The organism is Variovorax sp. GW822-FHT04A09 (genome assembly GCF_058801005.1).
The window spans coordinates 1036311-1054988 of sequence record NZ_JBXAMV010000001.1 but is presented as its reverse complement, the minus strand read 5'-3'; the positions used below and the strand labels follow the sequence as shown (position 1 = coordinate 1054988).

21 protein-coding genes are annotated in these 18678 nt (G+C 68.6%); 13 read left to right on the top strand and 8 right to left on the bottom strand.

Features of this window, described 5'->3' with window-relative positions; all coding sequences use genetic code 11:
* Positions 1 to 4: 4 nt before the first annotated feature.
* The 4 genes from AC1RLW_RS04750 to AC1RLW_RS04735 all read left to right on the top strand — a co-directional run bounded on the left by AC1RLW_RS04750 (position 5) and on the right by AC1RLW_RS04735 (position 4790).
* On the top strand, positions 5 to 721 hold the full coding sequence (locus AC1RLW_RS04750) for a fimbria/pilus chaperone family protein (RefSeq protein WP_493192343.1): 717 nt from the start codon (positions 5 to 7) through the stop codon (positions 719 to 721).
* A gap of 29 nt (positions 722 to 750) precedes the next feature.
* Complete coding sequence (locus AC1RLW_RS04745) at positions 751 to 3261, top strand: fimbria/pilus outer membrane usher protein (RefSeq protein WP_493193058.1); 2511 nt, start codon at positions 751 to 753, stop codon at positions 3259 to 3261.
* Positions 3262 to 3284: 23 nt separating this feature from the next.
* Complete coding sequence (locus AC1RLW_RS04740) at positions 3285 to 3830, top strand: DUF1120 domain-containing protein (protein WP_493192342.1); 546 nt, start codon at positions 3285 to 3287, stop codon at positions 3828 to 3830.
* 87 nt (positions 3831 to 3917) lie between these two features.
* A complete protein-coding gene (locus tag AC1RLW_RS04735) occupies positions 3918 to 4790 on the top strand; it encodes a winged helix-turn-helix transcriptional regulator (protein WP_493192341.1) in 873 nt (290 codons plus the stop codon).
* Here AC1RLW_RS04735 and AC1RLW_RS04730 read toward each other — a convergent pair.
* The gene (locus AC1RLW_RS04730; protein ID WP_095947651.1) at positions 4787 to 5749 is read right to left on the bottom strand and encodes a LysR family transcriptional regulator; all 963 of its coding nucleotides are present in this window, start codon (positions 5747 to 5749) and stop codon (positions 4787 to 4789) included. The genes AC1RLW_RS04735 and AC1RLW_RS04730 overlap by 4 nt on opposite strands.
* A gap of 207 nt (positions 5750 to 5956) precedes the next feature.
* Here AC1RLW_RS04730 and AC1RLW_RS04725 point away from each other — a divergent pair, with 207 nt between their 5' ends.
* The 8 genes from AC1RLW_RS04725 (at position 5957) to AC1RLW_RS04690 (ending at position 12308) form a co-directional block, all read left to right on the top strand.
* Positions 5957 to 7288, top strand: a complete 1332-nt coding sequence (locus AC1RLW_RS04725; protein WP_070060608.1) for an MFS transporter — start codon at positions 5957 to 5959, stop codon at positions 7286 to 7288.
* Between the two features lie 50 nt (positions 7289 to 7338).
* Positions 7339 to 7893, top strand: coding sequence for a 2-oxo-4-hydroxy-4-carboxy-5-ureidoimidazoline decarboxylase (uraD, locus tag AC1RLW_RS04720; protein ID WP_492735328.1), 555 nt, complete (start codon positions 7339 to 7341; stop codon positions 7891 to 7893).
* A complete protein-coding gene (locus AC1RLW_RS04715; RefSeq protein WP_493192340.1) occupies positions 7886 to 8398 on the top strand; it encodes a hydroxyisourate hydrolase in 513 nt (170 codons plus the stop codon). The genes uraD and AC1RLW_RS04715 overlap by 8 nt, the downstream gene beginning before the upstream one ends.
* Before the next feature lie 48 nt (positions 8399 to 8446).
* The gene (gene uraH, locus AC1RLW_RS04710; protein WP_062472877.1) at positions 8447 to 8782 is read left to right on the top strand and encodes a hydroxyisourate hydrolase; all 336 of its coding nucleotides are present in this window, start codon (positions 8447 to 8449) and stop codon (positions 8780 to 8782) included.
* 19 nt (positions 8783 to 8801) lie between these two features.
* Positions 8802 to 9293 (top strand): nucleoside deaminase, encoded by a 492-nt coding sequence (locus AC1RLW_RS04705; protein WP_493192339.1) that lies wholly within the window; start codon positions 8802 to 8804, stop codon positions 9291 to 9293.
* 100 nt (positions 9294 to 9393) lie between these two features.
* Positions 9394 to 10005 (top strand): TetR/AcrR family transcriptional regulator, encoded by a 612-nt coding sequence (locus AC1RLW_RS04700; RefSeq protein ID WP_493192338.1) that lies wholly within the window; start codon positions 9394 to 9396, stop codon positions 10003 to 10005.
* A gap of 53 nt (positions 10006 to 10058) precedes the next feature.
* Positions 10059 to 10508 (top strand): nuclear transport factor 2 family protein, encoded by a 450-nt coding sequence (locus tag AC1RLW_RS04695; RefSeq protein ID WP_493192337.1) that lies wholly within the window; start codon positions 10059 to 10061, stop codon positions 10506 to 10508.
* A gap of 102 nt (positions 10509 to 10610) precedes the next feature.
* Entirely contained in the window at positions 10611 to 12308 is a 1698-nt protein-coding gene (locus AC1RLW_RS04690; protein ID WP_493192336.1) for a long-chain fatty acid--CoA ligase, read from the top strand.
* On the opposite strand, the gene AC1RLW_RS04685 is transcribed toward AC1RLW_RS04690, so the two are convergent.
* Positions 12300 to 13238, bottom strand: a complete 939-nt coding sequence (locus AC1RLW_RS04685) for a LysR family transcriptional regulator (RefSeq protein WP_493192335.1) — start codon at positions 13236 to 13238, stop codon at positions 12300 to 12302. The two genes, AC1RLW_RS04690 and AC1RLW_RS04685, sit on opposite strands and share 9 nt — an antisense overlap.
* Before the next feature lie 139 nt (positions 13239 to 13377).
* Between AC1RLW_RS04685 and AC1RLW_RS04680 the strand changes: the two genes are divergently transcribed.
* Positions 13378 to 13785, top strand: a complete 408-nt coding sequence (locus AC1RLW_RS04680) for a RidA family protein (protein ID WP_095745271.1) — start codon at positions 13378 to 13380, stop codon at positions 13783 to 13785.
* A 208-nt stretch (positions 13786 to 13993) separates the two neighbouring features.
* Here the strand turns inward: AC1RLW_RS04680 and AC1RLW_RS04675 are convergent, their stop codons facing one another.
* From AC1RLW_RS04675 to mltG, 6 genes are all read right to left on the bottom strand, one after another.
* Entirely contained in the window at positions 13994 to 14674 is a 681-nt protein-coding gene (locus tag AC1RLW_RS04675) for an ankyrin repeat domain-containing protein (protein WP_070060614.1), read from the bottom strand.
* The gene (locus AC1RLW_RS04670; protein WP_070060615.1) at positions 14671 to 15477 is read right to left on the bottom strand and encodes a TatD family hydrolase; all 807 of its coding nucleotides are present in this window, start codon (positions 15475 to 15477) and stop codon (positions 14671 to 14673) included. Before AC1RLW_RS04670 ends, AC1RLW_RS04675 begins: the two co-directional genes overlap by 4 nt.
* 85 nt (positions 15478 to 15562) lie before the next feature.
* Positions 15563 to 15946: a PilZ domain-containing protein gene (locus AC1RLW_RS04665; RefSeq protein WP_062472893.1), complete on the bottom strand. Its 384-nt coding sequence runs from the start codon at positions 15944 to 15946 to the stop codon at positions 15563 to 15565.
* Complete coding sequence (locus tag AC1RLW_RS04660) at positions 15943 to 16965, bottom strand: DNA polymerase III delta subunit-related protein (protein WP_095947640.1); 1023 nt, start codon at positions 16963 to 16965, stop codon at positions 15943 to 15945. Before AC1RLW_RS04660 ends, AC1RLW_RS04665 begins: the two co-directional genes overlap by 4 nt.
* On the bottom strand, positions 16962 to 17633 hold the full coding sequence (tmk, locus tag AC1RLW_RS04655; protein ID WP_493193057.1) for a dTMP kinase: 672 nt from the start codon (positions 17631 to 17633) through the stop codon (positions 16962 to 16964). The genes AC1RLW_RS04660 and tmk overlap by 4 nt, the downstream gene beginning before the upstream one ends.
* 5 nt (positions 17634 to 17638) lie before the next feature.
* The gene (mltG, locus tag AC1RLW_RS04650) at positions 17639 to 18664 is read right to left on the bottom strand and encodes an endolytic transglycosylase MltG (protein ID WP_062472898.1); all 1026 of its coding nucleotides are present in this window, start codon (positions 18662 to 18664) and stop codon (positions 17639 to 17641) included.
* Positions 18665 to 18678: the final 14 nt, after the last annotated feature.

Here is an 18678-nt window from a genome sequence, read left to right as displayed (position 1 = left end):
AACCGTGAACTTCATCCCCGCCAGATTTGTTTTCGCACTGTCCGCCTCGACCGCATGGATCGCGGGCCTTGCCCCGTTGCCGCTGCATGCCGCGGGCATGCTGCCGGAGACCTCGGTCGTCATCGTCAACGAGAGCGATGGCGAGGCCAGCATCAACGTCAAGAACACGGACACCAAGCCGGCGCTCATGTTCACGTCGCTGACGGGCATTCCCGGGGACGATGACACCCTGCTGATCGTGACCCCGCCGGTCGCCCGGGTCGAGCCGGGTGAGACACAGCTGGTGCGTTTTCTGCTGCAGACCAAGGAGCCGCTGAAGACGCAGCGCCTGCGGCGCGTCATCTTCGAAGGCATCCCGCCGAAGAACACGGAACCGGGCCTGCGCGTGACCATGAACGTGCGCCAGAACCTGCCGGTGCTGATCCACCCCAAGGGCCTGGCGAAGGACGACCAGCCATGGAAGCGACTGAAGTGGTCGGTCGGGACCGGCACGCTGCGCGTGGTGAACGACAGCCCGTATGTGGTGCGCCTGGCCACCGCGGTCCAGTTGCTCCCGTCGACCGCGACGGTCGACTTGCCGCGCCCCCATGTGCTGCCCGGCGAGACGGTGGAAGTGCCCCTGCCGGCCGCTGCGAAGGGGGCCGCCACGGTGCGGATGGTGCCTGCGACGGTGTACGGCTTCACCGTGGCCAGCTACGACGTCAGGCTCGCGGCGCACTGACGATGGCTGGGCAGTCGTCCTTGCGCACCGTGGTCCCGGCGGCCGTCACGGGCGAGCGCGCGAAAGGCACTTCGGCCGGCCTGCCGGCGATGCTCTGCGTGCTGTTGGCCTCTCCGTCGGCCTTTGCCCTGGCCGGCGAGGATCGCGCCGACGTCATCGAGCAGTTCATCAAGGAAAAGCAGGGCGCCGGCTTCGACCTGGACGTGCTCAGGCAGCGCGGCATCGACCCCAAGCTGGCGGACTACTTCCGCCGCGAAGCCCGCTTTCGCGCCGGGACGAGCGTGGTGACGCTGTTCGTCAACGGCGAGCGGCGCGGGCTGGTGCCCGCCACCTTCGATGCGGACGGCCGCCTGTGCTTCGACGAGACGCTGCGGGACAAGGCCGGCCTCGTCACGGGCCGCGGGGCGGGAGACGCAGCTGCGGGCGCCACGGCCTGCGACGAATTCCAGCGCCAGTTCCCCAGCACGATCGTCGAGCTGCGCCCCGGCAGGGACGAGGTCCGCCTCCTCGTGCCGACCGACGCGTTTCGGGCCCGCGAGCGCGCCGACACCTTCAGCCGCGGCGGCGTCGCCGGCCTGCTGAACTACGACCTGCTGACGATGGACAGCCGCCATGCCGGCGGCACCAGCAGCTTCCATTCGCTGGGCACCGAGGCCGGCCTGAACGTCGGCGACTGGATCTTTCGCAGCCGCCAGAGCTACACCTCGAACAACGGCAGGGAGAAGCTCCAGCACCTGTATGCCTACGGCCAGAAGACGCTGACCGGCTTGGGCTCGACGATGCAGGGCGGCCAGATCACCATCGCCAGCTCGATCTTCCCGGGCGATCCGATCCTGGGCGTGCAGATCGTCCCGGAGGAGGCCCTGCGCGCGGACGCACGCGACAACGGCGCCGTGGTCGAGGGCATCGCCCACACGCAGGCCCGCGTCGAGGTGCGGCAGAACCATGCGCTCATCTATTCGACGGTCGTCCCGCCGGGGCCGTTCTCGCTGACGGGCCTGCCTCTGCTCAGCAGCGCGAGCGACCTGGAAGTCACGGTCATCGAGGCCGACGGTTCCCGGCGGCCGTTCACCGTGCCTGCCGCCGCCCTGGGCGCGACCGCGCTTCGCACGACGGCGGGCTATTCGTTCGCGGTCGGACGCTACCGCCCGTATGGCCACGGTGAGCGGCAAGACAAGCCCTGGGTGGCGACGGGCACCGGCACCTGGGCGCTCGACAAGCGCACGCACCTGACGGCAGGTGCCATGGCGGCCTCGCGCTACCAGGCCGCGGCATGGGCCGTGAATCGCATGGTGGTGCCGGGCACGATGGCGGGGTTTCGCCAGGCCGTGTCCAACGCCACGGGGGAGGGCGTGCGTGGCACGCAGGTCAACGCGTCGCTGAGCAGCGTGATCTCGCCCGCCTTGTCGGCGTCGATGAGCGCCACGCAACAGACCCGGGGCTTTCGCGACCTGGCGGACACGGTGAACCCGGACCTGTTCGACACCGGCTGGACACGCCAGCGCTACAAGGGCCAGTACACGGGCTCGGTCGGCTGGACCCACGCGAGCCTTGGCGGTTTCCGGCTGGCCTATTCGGCCTCCTCGAGCTTCGATGGGCGCCATATCCAGCGCGTGATCGGCTCGTGGGTGAAGTCGTTCCCGCACGCCACGGTGTCGCTCAACGTGGAACGCAGCACGGGCGACCTCGGGCGCTTCGACAACCGGCATGCGGCTTATGTCACCGTGAGCATTCCGCTGGGCTCGAAGACGGTCAAGACGTACGTCAACCGCTACGACGACCGGACCCGCGCCGGCGTCACGCTCAACGAGCGCATCAACGACACCACGAGCTACCAGGTCTCGGCCGAGCGGGACAGCCGCGACGGGCGCAACGACTTCGCGGGGCGCCTGAGCCTGCTGCCGCGCTACACGCAAGCCAACCTGGGCTTCTCGCGCAACGGCGCGAGCACCACCTACAGCGGGCAACTGCAAGGTGGCATCGTCGCCCACAAGGACGGCATCACGTTCTCGCCGTACCCCGTGCAGGACACCTTCGGCATCGTCTCGGTGGGCGGCGTGTCCGGCGTCCGGATCGGCACGCCGCAAGGCCCGGTGTGGACCGATGCCTGGGGGCGCGCGGTGGCCCCGCAGCTGTTCCCGTACCACACGAGCCGGCTGGAGATCGCGACCCGGTCGCTGCCCCGCAACGTCGACCTGGTGAACGGCTACCAGGAGCTCGATGCGGGCCGCGGGTCGGTGAACCACATCCGCTTCGGCGTGGTCAACGCCCGCCGGGTGCTGCTGAAGGCCGTCGGTCCCGCAGGGCAGGCGCTCGAGAAGGGCGGGGCGGTGGTCGACGGCGACAACCAGTACGTCACCTCGGTCGTGGACGGCGGGCAGGTCTTTCTGCCCGACGTGCGAGACGGCGCGAACTTGAGGGTCACGCTGTCGAACGGCGACAGCTGCAGGCTCGCGTTTTCGCTGCCGGAAAAGCCAGACGCCTCCGCCTACTTTGAATCGGCCGATGCCACCTGCACAACCATGGAAGCACACCAATGATCACGATGAAAAGCCTGCGCCGAATGAGCGCGACGTTCGGCATGGCACTTGCCGTGCTGGCAGCAATGCCGGCGCATGCACAAGCCTCGGGGCGCTGCGATGCGCAACTGAGCGAGTCGCTCGTCGACTACGGGCGGATGACCCGCGCACAGTTGCTGGAGCGCCAGCCCGACCCCGCCCGCGCCTCGCTGGGCAAGCGCCTCGTGACGCTCACGGCGGTGTGCGCCGAACGCACGGCGGTGGCGCTGTCGTTCCAAGGCGCGGCGGCGGACGACACGGGTTTCCGGTTCGCCGGGAACGGTCGCTTCACCCTTCGGGTCGTGCAGGCGCAGTTCGACGGCAAGCCGGTTCGCCTGGCCGCATCGCATGCGGACGCCACGGGCTCGGCCCCTTCGTCGTTCCTTCGGCCCGGCGACCGGATGTCGCCCATGGACAGCGCGGGCCTGGCCCAGGGCCAGCGCCTGACGGTCCAGCTCGAGATCGAGCCCTTCGTGGGAGTTGCTGCCACGCGCGTGAGTGCCGAGAGCACCTGGGAAGGCGCGGGGCGTTTCGAAGTTCTGAGCCGTTAGCCCGTCGTCCAGAGCGCAAGCCACCCCGTCGACTCGCCCACAAGGCGATTCGACATCCGATCCATCCACTCACCTCCGGAGCGATCCTTGAAGCAGAGTCATTGCACCCTCCACACCGCCACCCCCTCCACGCTGCGGCTGCCCATCACATGGGGCGAGACCGCGTGCGCCACCATCGCGGTGATCGACCCGGAACTGCGGCCCCGACAGCAGATGGGGCGGGCCATCCGCAGGCTCGGCCATTGGCCGCTGGTCTTCACCAGCGCACTGGAACTGATGCAGGCGTGCCGTTACCTCCACCTTCGCTTCGACGCCGTGGTCGTGGCCTGCCCGGTGGACGCCGGCGCCGCGGGCGCACTGATCGCCCAGGTGCGGGAGCAGGTGGGTCCAGAGTGCCCCCTGGTCCTGAGCGGCGGCAAGCGTGGTCTGCGTGAACTGGCGGTCCTGCATGCGCGCGAATCCGACCACGTGGAGGTGACGCCGTCTTCGTTCGAAGAGGCGTACCTCCTGATGCGGTGCTTCCTGCAGTGGCACCGGGCACGGGTGGCGGGCCAGTTCGTCGAGTGGGGCGCGTTCCGCTTCGACCTGTCCGCGGACAGCGCGCAGGTGGCCGGCATCCGGGTCGAACTGACGCCCAATGAGTTCGACCTGGCCATCGTGCTGTTCAGGAACGTCGATCAGGTCCTGACCCACCACGCGCTGCGCGCGCTGGTGTGGGACAGCGGCCACCGCTGCGGCTCCGGGGTGCTCTCCACGAACGTGTGCGGCCTGCGCCGCAAGCTCGGCCTGGGCGCCGGACGCCATGGGTTGGAACTGCAGGCCGTTCCGGGGCAGGGCTACCGGCTGAGCAGCACGGCCAGCGCGCCGGAAGAGAACAGGCGCCGGCAGCGGGAACCCGTCCGAAGGGCAGGGGAACGCGGCTGGGGGAGCGCAGCCGCTGCGCCGGGCTCGGCCGCCTAGGCGCTTGCCGATGCGGCTTCTGCCGCCGCATCGGGCCGCGCCAGCCCCGACGCCACCGCCGCCAGGATGCCGCGCAGCCAACGGTGCGCCGGCTCGTGCTGCGAGCGGTCGTGCCACAACTGGTAGAAGCGCATGCGCGGAAAGCCCTGCGGCGCGGGCACCGCCACCAGCGGCAGCGTGTGCACGAACTGCATCGCGAAATGGCGCGCGGTGGTGAAGACCAGGTCGGTGCCCACCAGCAGGTGCGGCGCCACGGTGAAGTAGGGCACGGCAATGCAGGCCTCGCGCGTCTGGCGCAAGGTGGCCAGGTGCGTCTCGACCACGCCGCGCTGCGACGCCGCATACGGCGTGGGCACCACGTGGCGCGCGGCGATGTAGCGCTCCATCGTCATGGCGCCCTTGGCGGCCAGCGGGTTGTTCTTGCCCATGAGGCACATCAGGTCGTCCTCGAGCAGCAGCGACAGGTGCAGCCGGTCGGGCGGCTGCGGCCAGTTGCCGATGACGATGTCGAGCTCGCCCTGCGCCAGCGCACGCTCGTAGTCGTAGGTGACGCTCAGCGGGTGCACCACCAGCCGCGCGTGTGGCGCCTCGGCGCGGAACCGCGTGGTCACGTCGGCCAGGAAGCTCATCGCCAGGTAGTCGGGCAGCGCGAGGTGGAAGGTCATCGCGCTGGAGGCGGGCTCGAACTGCTCGGGGCCCGAGAGCATGCGGTCGATCTCGAGCAGCGCGCCGCGCGCGCGGTCGCGCAGCTGCAGCGCCCGCTCGGTCGGCACCATGCCGCTGCGCTCGCGCACCAGGATGGGGTCGGCGAACACCTCGCGCAGCCGGCGCAGGGCGGTGCTGATGGCGGGCTGGGTCTGGTTCATGCGCACGGCGACCCGGGAGACGCTGCGTTCGGCCACCAGGGCGACCAGCACGCGCAGCAGGTAGGTGTCGACGGGAGCGTGGGAGCGTGACATGGCGGCAGGGCGGAAAAAAATGCCTCTGGGGGCGTTGCCGGCGGCAGGACCCTCATTGCAAACCGTTATGTCGCACATTCTAGAGAGCGTGATCCGGGGCCGCGATATCTGCCTACAGTTCGCCACCAGCGGGAACGGCAGCCGCAAGCGGACCCACAGAAGGTCCCAGGCGGCGCATCCCGTCCACACCTAGAAATGGAGACAACCATGAGCATGGACGCCACGATGGCGCCGGTCCGGGAACACACCGCCACGGCGGAACTGGACGGCATCTACCGCAAGATCATCTTCCGCCTGATTCCCTTCCTGATGCTGCTGTGGGTGCTGGCCTGGATCGACCGGGTCAACATCGGCTTCATCAAGCTGACGATGCTGGACGACCTGAAGTGGAGCGAAGCGGCCTACGGGCTGGGCGCGGGGATCTTCTTCCTGGGCTACTTCTTCTTCGAGGTGCCCAGCAACCTGCTGCTGCAGAAGATCGGCGCCAAGAAGACCATCATGCGCATCACGATCGGCTGGGGCCTGACCTCGATCGCCACGATGTTCGTGAAGAGCACCGAGATGTTCTACCTGCTGCGCTTCCTGCTGGGCGTGTTCGAGGCGGGCTTCTACCCCGGCATCATCCTGTACCTGACCTACTGGTTCCCCGACAGCCGGCGCGCCAAGGCCTTCGGCATGTTCATGTCGGCCTCGGCCTTCGCGGGCGTGATCGGTGGGCCGCTGGCCGGCACCATCATGAACAACATGCATGGCGTGAACGGCTGGGCCGGCTGGCAGTGGGTGCTGCTGCTCGAGGGCATTCCCTCGGTGCTGGCCGGCATCGCCACCTACTTCTACCTGACCGACCGGCCCGAGCAGGCCCACTGGCTCACGGCGCGTGAACGCCAGCTGGTGCACGACGACCTGGAACGCGACCGCAAGACGCTGGGCCACCGCGAGCACAGCATGCTGGCCTCGCTGAAGAACGGCAAGTTCTGGCTGCTGATCCTGATCTTCTTCTGCATCATCGCGGCGAACTCGTCGCTGACCTTCTACGGCCCGACGCTGGTGAAAGAGATCGGCTTCACCAACCCGCTGACCGTGGGCTGGATCATGGCCGGCGCCTACCTGTGCGGCGCGGCCGGCATGATCTGGAACGGCTTCCACTCCGACCGCCACCAGGAGTCGCGCTACCACTGCGCGCTGGCCGCGGCGCTGGGTTCGGGTGCGTTGCTGGTGGTGGCGCTGTTCCTGCGCCAGAGCCCGGCCCTGGTGCTGGCGGGTCTCACGCTGGCCATCGTCGGCACCATGAGCGCGATCCCCGTGTTCTGGCAGATGCCCAACCGCTTCCTGGCGGGCACCGCGGCCGCCGGCGGCGTGGCGCTGATCAACTCGATCGCCAACCTCGCGGGCTTCGGCGCGCCGTGGATGCTGGGCCTCATCAAGACCGCCACCGGCAGCCTGGCGCCGGGCCTGTATGTGGTCGCGGCGGTCGAAATCTGCGCCACCGTGCTGATCCTGCTGTTCGTGCCGCGCCTGCACAAGACGCCCGCGCGCTGATTCCTTCCACCCCTTCGTCCGACTGTCTGAATACAAAGGAGATGCTCTCCATGCCTTCCCACGCCCATCGTTTCGATCTCCAGGCGCTCAACGCCATGGACTGCGACGCGTTCGTCGCCGCACTCGGGCCGACTTTCGAGAACTCGCCCTGGGTCGCACGCTCGGCCTGGTCGCTGCGGCCCTTCGCCACCATCGACGCGCTGCACGAAGCCATGCTCGACGTGGTGCGCCGTGCGCCCGACGCCCAGCAGTTGGCGTTCCTCTGCGGCCACCCCGAGCTGGCGGGCCGCGAAGCCCAGGCCGGCACGATGACCGCCGAGTCGGTCGGCGAGCAGGGCAGTGCAGGGCTGAACGCCCTCAGCCGCGAAGAGATGGCCGAGATCCAGCGGCTGAACCGCGTGTACCGCGAGCGGCACGGCTTTCCTTTCATCATCGCGGTGCGGCGCAGCACCAAGGGCCAGATCTTCGAGGCGCTGCGCAGCCGCGCCGCCGAGTCCACCGAAGCCGAGCGCCGCGCGGCGCTGACGCAGATCGGCCTCATCACCCGCGGTCGCATCGACACGCTGCTGGGTGCGTCCATCTCCCAAGGAGCGGTCCATGCCTGAGAAAGAAATTTCCCTGCCCGCACGCCGTCGCTTCGCGCTGTCGGGCCTCGCGCTCGGCGCTGCAGCCCTGGCGCCGCACGGTGCTGTTGCGCAAACGGCCGCACCCGCCGGCCCGGCCCAGGCCAGCGGCCCGATCGTGCTGCACGGCGTGAGCCCGCGCCTGACCGTGCATGCGCTCGACACCTTCCACGGCGCCGCGGCGACCGGCCTGCGCATCGATCTCTCGGTGCGCGAGGGCGACGGCTTCAAGCTGCTGCGCACCGTGACCATGAACGGCAACGGCCGCTCCGACGAGCCACTGCTGATCGGCGACAGCTACCGTGCCGGCGACTACGAGCTGCTGCTGCACGTGGACGAGTACTTTGCGCGCAAGCAGTCGCGCCTGCCTACGCCGCCGTTCCTGTCGAAGCTGCCGGTGCGCATCCGCGTGGCCAACGTGGCCGAGCGCATCCACCTGCCGATCCAGTTCGGCCCGTGGAGCTACACCTACTCGCGCGGCAGCTGACCAAGCAGGCCCCGTTCGTTCCCTTCGTCCGCAAGGAGTTTTGTTCTCATGACCGGCATCACCACCCACGTGCTCGACATCACCACCGGCCGCCCGCTCGTCGGGTTGAAGGTCGACCTCTACGACGTGGCGACCACGCCGCCGACGCGCCTGAACAGCACGCGCACCAACGCCGACGGCCGCACCGACGCGCCCATGCTGGCCGCCGCCTCGGCGCGCACCGGGCAGTTCGAGCTGCAGTTCCATGTCGGGGATCACTTCAAGGCGGCCGATGCGCTGTCCGACGTGGTGCCCGTGCGCTTCGCCATCGCCGACGCCGCTCAGCACTACCACGTGCCGATGCTGTGCGCCCCCTGGTTTTTTTCCACCTATCGCGGCAGCTGACCGCGGGAGCTTTTGCTGAATGACAACATCCCATGACCCCCACGCAGGCGCGTACCTGCTCGACTCCATCCGCCTCGCCATGGGCAACATCCGCGAGCGCAAGACCTGGCCCTTCGGCGCCGTGATCGCACGCGACGGCAAGGTGATTGCCACCGCCGTCAACGAGGTGGACGCCCTGTGCGACCCCTCGGCCCACGCCGAGATGCAGGCCGTGCGCGCCGCCGCCAAGGCCCTGAAGAGCACCGACCTGTCGGGCTGCACCGTGTACGCCAGCGGCTACCCGTGCTCGATGTGCCTGACGGCAATGTACCTGTCGGGCGTGAAGGAGGTGTTCTACGCCTACTCGAACGAAGACGGCGAACCCTTCGACTTGTCGGCCGCGCGCGGCTACGTCGAGATCGCCCGGCCGCTGGAGAAGCGTGAGATGAAGCTGCATTCGCTGCCGGTGCGCGATGAGGCCGATGAGGACTTGTACGAGGCCTGGCGCAAGGTGACGCAGCCGGCGGGTTGAGCCAGAGACAGCGCTGCGCCCGAGCCTGCTGGGCCGATGCTGCGTGCCATACTGCCCGCGTGTTCACGTGGCGCAGCAGCCATCGAGGAGAAAGACGCACATGGTCCAGCAGGCCAAGCGCAGCGCAACCACCGTCGGGGCCATCCTCGCCTCGGCGCGACAGCTGTTCATCGAGCGGGGGTTCGCGGCCGTCAGCATCGACGACATCGCGGCCGGTGCAGGGATCGCCAAGGGCGGTCTGTATCACCACTTTCGCGCCAAGCACGATGTCTTCGAGGCCGTGCTCGATGCGGTGCAGGCTGAGCTCGCAGCGGAGCTCGGCACGCGCATCCAGCGCATTGAAGGGCACCGCTCGCCCCACACCATCGCGACCAACCTGCGCATCTACCTCGAAGCGGCCACGCAGGAAGGCCTGCGCCAGCTGATTCTGGTCGACGGGCCCGTGGTGCTCGGCTGGGAGCGCTGGCGCGGCATCGACGACCGCCACTTCATGGACTCGATCCGCACCGGGCTCGTGGCCATCATGCCGGCGGGCACGCCACCCGAAGAGATCGAGGCCGCCACGCGGCTCATCGCCGGCGCGGTGGCCGAAGCAGCGCTGGCCTGCGGGGCGGTGCAAGACCCGATGGCCGCCGTGCAGCTGCATTGCCGGTTGCTCGAAACCATGCTGTGCGGGCTGCAGCAACACGGGTCGGATCCGAACCCGGATTGACAAACCGACTTTGAGTCGGTAAATTTTCGCCATCGCATCCGATGGAGACAGACATGGCGTTTCCTGGCAAGACCGATCCCGCCGACCCCGCCCTGGGAACCGAAGCGTTGTTCGCGCGGTACCACGTCGGATGGGAAACACGCGACCCCGACCGCATCGCGTCGCTGCATTCCGAAGACACGACCTATTGGCTGCACGACGGTTCCACACCGGTGCGCGGGCGCGAGGCGCTGCGCCAGTACTGCGTCGACGTGTTCGCCCGCTATCCCTTCAGTTTCGAGCTGCGGCGCAGCCTGTTCGGCGCGCGGCACTGGGTGCTGGAGTGGGTGATGGTGCTGCCGCTGAAGGACACGGCAGGGCAGCCGTTCACCGCGCGCGTCGAGATGCTCGACGTGGTCGACGTCAACGACGCCGGCGAGGTGACGCGCAAGGACGTCTACATGAACGGCGCCCAGTCGCAGGCCGCCTTTGCGCGCGCGGGCATCGCGCCCGGCCAGCAGTAGCCGCCCCGTTCTCGAACATCGCTCCCGCCTCCGGCACGCCGGAAGCGGGCAGGGCGCAGCCACGCCCATCGACCGACGCTCACCACCCACCAGGAGCACGCCATGCAGACCCGCCCGCATCACACGTTCTGGCCCCGGCGCCTGCCCCGCGCCTTGCACGCGGCGCGCACGCCGCTGTGGGACAACCTCGCGGTCAATGCCCGCCGCTTTCCCGGCAAGGCGGCGCTCATCTTCATGGGCCGCACGCTGAGCTACGCGCAGTTGTGGGCCGCCGTCGAGCGCCTGTCGGCCGGCCTGCATGCGCTGGGCGTGCGCCCCAGCGACCGCGTGCTGCTGGCGATGCAGAACTGCCCGCAGCTGGTGATCGCACATTTCGCGATCCTGCGCGCCGATGCCGTGGTGGTACCGGTCAACCCGATGAACCGCGCCGAGGAGCTGAAGCACTTCATCGTGGACCCCGATGCGCAGGTGGCGATCGCGACGGCGGACCTCGCGGTCGAGCTCGCGAAAGCCAGCGATGCCTTGCCGCAGGCGCAGCAGCTGCGCCACCTCGTCGTGACGCAGTTCACCGATGCCTTCGACCCGGCCGCGCTGTCGGAACAGGACATGCCGGCAGCCTGGGCGCCGTGGCTGCTGCCACGGCGCGAACTGCCGATGCTGGCCGGCGGCGCGGTGCACGCGTGGTCCGACTGCCTGGCCTGCGAAGCAGCGCCGCCCACGGCCCGCGCCGATGCGGACGCACTGGCCCTGTTGCCCTACACCAGCGGCACGACCGGCCTGCCCAAGGGCTGCATGCTCAGCCACGCGAACGCGATGCACAACGCGATGGCCATCAACGCCTGGGGCAACGTGACGCCGCAGAGCATCCACCTCGTGGCCGTGCCGATGTTCCACATCACCGGCATGGTGGGCGTCATGCATGCGGCGATGCAGGTGGGTGCCACGGCCGTGCTGATGCCGCGCTGGGACCGCGAGCTGGCGGGCCGGCTGATCGCCACGCACCAGGTCACGCACTGGGCCAACATCCCGACCATGGTCATTGACCTCTTGGCCAGCCCGAACGTGGCGCGCTTCGACCTGTCGAGCCTGGTGGCCATCGGTGGCGGCGGGGCGGCGATGCCGCAGGCGGTGGCGCAGCGGTTGTTCGAGCAGTACGGCCTGCGCTACGTCGAGGCCTACGGCCTCACCGAAACTGCCGCACCCTCGCACTACAACCCGCCCGACACGCCCAAGCTGCAGTGCCTGGGCATCCCGTTCATGAGCACCGACGCGCGCGTGATCGACCCCGACACGGGCCGCGAGGTCGCGCCGGGAACGCAGGGGGAGATCGTGATCCACGGGCCACAGGTCTTCGCGGGCTACTGGAAACGCCCGGCGGACACCGAGGCTGCTTTCGTCGAGATCGACGGCAAGCGCTTCTTCCGCTCCGGCGACATGGGGCATGTGGACGGGGAGGGCTACTTCTTCGTCACCGACCGGCTCAAGCGGATGATCAACGCGAGCGGCTTCAAGGTCTGGCCGGCTGAGGTGGAAGCGCTGATGTTCCGTCACCCGGCCATCCAGGAGGCCTGCGTGATCGCGACCCGGGACGCCTACCGCGGCGAATCGGTCAAGGCGCTGGTGGTGCTCAAGCCTGCGCAAGCGCCGGTGAGCGCGCAGGACATCATCGACTGGTGCGCCGCGAACATGGCGGCGTACAAGGCGCCGCGCGTGGTGCAGTTCGTCGATGCGTTGCCCAAGAGCGGCAGCGGCAAGGTGATGTGGCGCGCGCTGCAGGAAGCAGAGGCTGCGTCAGCGTGAATCCGACGGCCCAGGGCGAACGATGACCGGCGCATGCTGCGCCATGAGCCCGGCGACCCACTCGATGAACGCGCGCAGCTTGGCGCTCACATGCCGGTTTGGCGCGAACGCCACGTACAGCGGCATCGGATCGAGCTGCCAGTCTTCGAACAGCGGCAGCAGTTCGCCGCGCGCCCGGTGCGGCGCGGCCATGTAGTCCGGCAGCCAGAGGATGCCCAGGCCCGCCAGCCCCGCGGCGAGGTAGGCGTTGCCGTCGTCGACCGAGAGCACGTAGCGGCCCTGCACGTCGACGCGCTCGCCGCCTCGGCGCATGGCGTACGGAAGAGTCTTGCCGTGGCGTGACCACAGGAAGCCGACGATGCGGTGGTGCGTGTCTTCCAGCTCGCGCGGATGTGTTGGCGCGCCGGCCAGCTCGAGATAGCTCGGTGCTGCATAGACCCCGAGTTGCAGGTCGCCCACGCGGCGGGCCATGAGCGAGGGGTCGGTGAGCTCGCCGCCGCGCACGACGCAATCGACGTTCTCGCCGATCACATCGACCATGCGGTCGCTCACGCCCATGTCGAGCTGGATGTCGGGGTAGCGCGCATGGAAGGCCGGCAGCGCGGGCACCAGGATCATGCGGGCTAGCGGGCTGGGCACATCCACGCGAAGGCGGCCGCGGGGCAGGGCGGCGGCGCCCGACAGGCTGGTCTCGGCATCGTCCAGGTCGGCCAGCAGCCGCACCGCACGCTCGTAGTACGCCGCGCCATCGGCCGTGACGTTCACCTTGCGCGTCGTGCGATTGAGCAGCTTCACGCGCAGCCGCGCCTCCAACTGCTGCACGAGCTGGGTCACGCTGGTCTTGCTCATGTGCAGCGTGTCGGCGGCCTTGGTGAAGCTGCCCGCTTCCACCACGCGGGTGAAAGCTTGCATTGCATCGAAACGGTCCATGAGAGGGCTCCTGCGGGGCGTGTGCCGTGATTGTTTGGGATCTGCAAACAGTGATTGTTGGCTTTGCCCGTTTATCGATGGCGCGTGGCTTCCTAAAGTCCCTGCATCGTCCTCATTCACCGCAGAAAGAAAGCATCCCATGGCCTCACGCGACGTCGTTTTTCCACCCGGGCGCCAGGCGCTCTATGAACGCAACCGCTATTCGCCGGCCGTCCGATCCAACGGCTTCCTGTTCGTGTCGGGGCAGGTCGGCAGCCGCGAAGACGGCTCGCCGGAGCCTGAACTGGAGGCGCAGGTGCGGCGCGCGTTCGACAACCTGAACGCCATCCTGAAAGCCGCGGGCTGCACTTTCGACGACGTGGTCGACGTGACGGTCTTCATCGTCGATCCAGAATCGAACTTCGAAACGATCTGGAAGCTGGTGCCCGAGTACTGGGGCGAAGCGCCGCACCCGACGCTGACCGGGATCGGCGTGACGTGGCTGTATGGCTTTCAGTTCGAGATCAAGGTGATTGCGAAGCTGCCGGATGGGAGCACGCTGAGCTGATTCGGCTCAGGGCTACTTCGCTCTGGCCTGAAATGAAGGGCTGGGCGAAGTGCGAAGGCCGGAAGTGCATTGGGCTCGGGTCGAGGACTGCCAAGGCTCTCTGGTTCATAGCGGCAAACGGTCCGCATCCCCACAAGTCATTTTACATAATATACATTGTGTTGATTTTAGATGGACCATCCCAGCCGCATTCAACCCATCCAGCCGCTCACCACTTCCCATCCTTCGGCACCGCCTTCACCGCATTCGCCTTCGCATCCCCAGCCGCCTTGATCAGCTCCGCAGACTCAGCCCGATTGGCTTTCACTGCAAAGTCGACCGCAGTCATGCCAAGCTGGTTCTTCATCGCCGTGTCCGCGCCTTCGGCCAGCAGCAGCTTCACGGCGTCGTTCGATCCGTACATCGCGGCCATCATCAGCGGCGTGGTGCCGTTGGGCGACTGGGCATCGATGAAGGCGTGGTTCTCGAGCAGCAGCTTCATGATCGACAGTTGCCCGCTGCTGGCCGCGTAATGCAGCGGTGCCCAGCCGGTCTTGTTGACGGCGGCGTCGCGCTTGAGCAGTTGCACCACCAGGTCCTGCTGGCCCTTGATCGACGCCAACATGAGCGGCGTTTCGTCCTTGGCGTTGGCCAGGTCGACGTTGAGTTGCGGCGACTCCATCAGCACCTGGATGACCTTCGGCGACGGCTCGCGCAGCGCGAGCATCAAACCGGTCTGGCCGTGTTCGTCGCGCGTGTTCGGGTCGAAACCGCGGTTCAGCAGGGTGCGCACACCGCTGGCGTTGTCGCCGCGCACGGCGCGGAAAAAGTCTTCGAACGAACCGGCATGCGCTGCAAAAGATGCAGCCATGACAACAAGATATATCGACTTCTTAAAGTAGTTTTTCATGATTTGACTTCCCTGAACAAAGCTTCGAAGTTGTCGCTTGTCGCCTTGGCGATGTCCTCTACGGGCATTTGTCGCAGTTCGGCGATCTGTTGCGCCACGAAGGGCACGTACGACGGATTGTTGGTCTTGCCTCGGTACGGCACGGGCGCCAGGTAGGGGCTGTCGGTCTCGATCAGCATGCGGTCCAGCGGCACGAAGGCCGCCACGTCGCGCAGGTCCTGGGCTTTCTTGAAGGTCAGGATGCCCGAAAAGGAGATGTAGAAACCCAGGTCGAGCGCGGCGCGTGCCACCTCGGCGGTTTCGGTGAAGCAATGGAACACGCCGCCGGCCGCCCTGCCCGCGCCGTCTTCGCCCTCCTCCTTGAGGATGGCCAGCGTGTCGGCCGAGGCGTCACGCGTGTGGATGATGAGCGGCTTGCGGGTCTGCTGCGCGGCGCGGATGTGCACGCGGAAGCGGTCGCGCTGCCACTCCATGTCGGCGATGCTGCGGCCGCCCTTGCGTTCTTCCATCTGGTAGTAGTCGAGGCCGGTTTCGCCGATGGCCACGACGCGCGGGCGCGCCGACAGGCGCACCAGGTCTTCCACGGTGGGCTCGGCGATGTCCTCGTTGTCGGGGTGCACGCCCACGCTGGCCCAGAAGTTGTCGTAGCTGGCGGCCAGGGCCTGCACGTCGTCGAATTCCTCGAGCTTGGTGCAGATGCACAGCGCCCGGTCGACCTTGGCGGCGGCCATGGCGGCGCGGATCTGGGGCATCTGGTCCGCGAATTCGGGAAAGGTCAGGTGGCAGTGGGAGTCGGTGAACATCGGAAAGGATGAAGTGCGGCGCGCCTGTGGGAGATCGCGCCGTGTCCGGAGTTCCGCGTCACGGGGACGGCGGCGGAGAAAGAACTCAGATGGTCTGGGTCGGGCGGTCGGAGGCCATGGAGCCACCGAGCGCGGCTTCGATGCGCGCCTTCAGCTGGCGCGACTTCTCGTCCGAGGGAAAGCGCACACCGACGCCCGGCGCCCGGTTGCCGGCGGCGCGGGCCGGCGTGATCCAGGCGACCTTGCCGGCGACCGGATAGCGCTGCGGGTCTTCGGGCAGCGTGAGCAGCACGTAGACGTCGTCGCCCAGCCGGTATTCGCGCGTGGTCGGAATGAAGATGCCGCCTTCGGCAAACAGCGGGATGTAGGCCGCGTAGAGCGCGCCCTTTTCCTTGATGGCGAGCTGGATGACGCTCGGCCGGGCGGGCGTGGCAGACGAAGCGGCGGCGGGAGCGACAGGTTGGTTCATGGGCGGCGAGCGGCAGAGTTTAGGGTGCTTCGCGCCTCGCTCACAAGCGCTTCGAGCATGAGGCCGGCGTTGAACGGGTGCTCGGCGGTCCGCGCGGCGGCGGCGAGCGACTTCGACCAGCGCGCCAGCGCCAGCTTGTGCGGGGCCGGTGGCAGGTCGGCCGCGTCGAAGAAACGGGGTTCGGCGCCATGGCCCACGGCCATGAGGTCGTGGCAGAGCTTTTGCAGCGAGACGACGGCCTGGGCCGGCGCCTGGTCGGCCAGCGCGCCCACGTCGCCGCGCGACACGGCCTTGGGCAGCAGCGACCACGCCTTGGGCGACTGGCCCGAGCGCGCCAGCCGCAGCGCATCGCTGGGCCGTCCGCCCGCGGCACGCAGCAGTTGCGCGGCATCGGCGGCCGGCACGTCTTGCGCCACCAGCCAGGCCTCGGCCTCGGCGGTTTCGGGCCAGGGCAGCGTGAAGCCCAGGCAGCGGCTGCGGATGGTCGGCAGCAGCTGCCACGCGGCCTCGCTGGCGAGCACGAAGCGCACGTCGCCGACGGGTTCCTCGAGCGTCTTGAGCAGCGCGTTGGCGGTGATGGTGTTCATGCGCTCGGCCGGATACACGAGCACGACCTTGCCGCGGCCGCGCGCGCTGGTGCGCTGGGCAAAGCCGACGGCGTCGCGCATGGCTTCGACGCGGATCTCGCGGCTGGCCTTGCGTTTCTTGTCGTCGATGTCGGACTGCGCCTTTTCGTCGAGCGGCCAGCCCAGTTCCTGCATCGCGACTTCGGGCATCAGCACGCACAAGTCGGCGTGGGTGCGGACCTCGATGGCGTGGCAGCTCGCGCAGTGGCCGCAGGCGGCACCGCCCTCCTCCACCGGTTGTTCGCACAGCCAGGCGGCGGCGAGCGCCAGCGCGAGTTCGTACTGGCCGATGCCCGACGGGCCTTGCAGCAGCCAGGCGTGGCCGCGCTGGCGCAGCAGTTCGGCCAAGGGCTGGCGCAGCCACGGGGTCAGTGTGTTCACCGGCTCGCTCATCGCGCGGCTCCCTGCACCGGCGCCAGCACGCCGCGCGCCACCAGCGCGGTGTCGATCTGCTGCCAGACCTGGTCGCGGGCCTGGCTCGCGTCGATGCGCACGAAGCGCGACGCATCGGCGGCGGCGCGGGCCGCATAGCCCTGCGCCACGCGGCGGAAGAACTCGACGGGCTGGGCCTCGAACTTGTCGGGCACGCGCGCACCGGCCAGGCGCTGGGCGGCGATCTCGGGGGCGAGGTCGAACCACACGGTCACTTGGGGTTGCAGCAGTTGCGAAGCCGGCAGACCGGCCCGGCCCGCCTGCACCCACTGTTCGAGGGTGGCCAGCACGGCGGTGTCGAAGCCGCGTCCCGCGCCCTGGTAGGCGAAGGTGGCGTCGGTGAAGCGATCGCACAGCACGACCTCGCCGCGCGCCAGCGCCGGCTCGATGACCTGGGCGATGTGGTCGCAGCGCGCAGCGAACACCAGCAGCGATTCGGTCAACGGGTTCATCGGCTGTTCGAGCACCAGCCCGCGCAGCGTCTCGGCCAGCGGCGTGCCGCCGGGTTCGCGCGTGCGCACCACGGTGCGGCCCTGTGCCTTGAAGCGGGCTTCCAGCGCGTCGAGGTGGCTGGACTTGCCCGCGCCGTCGATGCCTTCCAGCGTCAGAAACAGACCGCCATTGCTGATCGAACTCATTGGGTCGCCTTGGGTTGGGAGCTGCTGCCGCCGCCGCGCTGGTAGCGGTTGACCGCGCGGTTGTGGTCGTCGAGCGAGCTGCTGAACTGGCTCGTGCCGTCGCCGCGCGAGACGAAGTACAGCGACTTGCTCTGCGCCGGCTGCACGGCCGCCAGCAGCGCGGCCTTGCCGGGCATGGCGATCGGCGTGGGCGGCAGGCCGCCGCGGGTGTAGGTGTTCCAGGGCGTGTCGGTCTGCAGGTCGCGCTTGCGCAGGTTGCCGTCGAAGGCGGTGCCCATGCCGTAGATCACGGTCGGGTCGGTCTGCAGCGGCATGCCGATGCGCAGCCGGTTGGTGAAGACGGCGGCAATCTCCGCGCGGTCGTTGGCCTTGCCTGTCTCCTTTTCGACAATGCTGGCCAGAATAAGCGCCTCATCGGCCGATTTGAGCGGCAAATCGGCCGCGCGTGCCGCCCAGGCGGCCTCGAGCTTCTTGTCCATGGCCCGCATGGCGCGCTGCAGCAGCGCGATGTCGGTCGAGCCCTTCGAGTAGGTGTAGGTGTCCGGGAAGAAGCGCCCTTCGGGGTGCAGGCCCGGCTTGCCCAGCGCGGCCATCAGCGCGTCTTCGCTCATGCCCACGCTTTCGGGCTTGAGCTGTTCGGCCTTGGCGAGCGCGGCGCGCACCTGGCGGATGTTCCAGCCTTCCACCAGCACCACGCTGCGCGTGGCTTCCTCGCCGCGCACCAGGACGTTGAGCAGCAGCTTGGGCGTGACACCGCGTTCCAGTTCGTAACTGCCGGCGCGCATCTGGCGGTCTTGCCCCGAGACGCGGAACCACAGGTACAGCAACTGCGGCTGCACGTCGACGCCGGTGTCGGCCACGGCCTGCGCAATGCCGCGCGGCGTGGTGCCGGGCTCTACCGACAGGTCGACGCTGGGCGTCGGCAACTTGAGCGGCTGGTGCACCCACCAGAGACCGGCGCCGCCGAGCGCCAGGACGGCCAGGGCCACGAGCAGGAAGAGCGTGAGGAAGAAGCTGCGCACGAATCCGAGGAAAA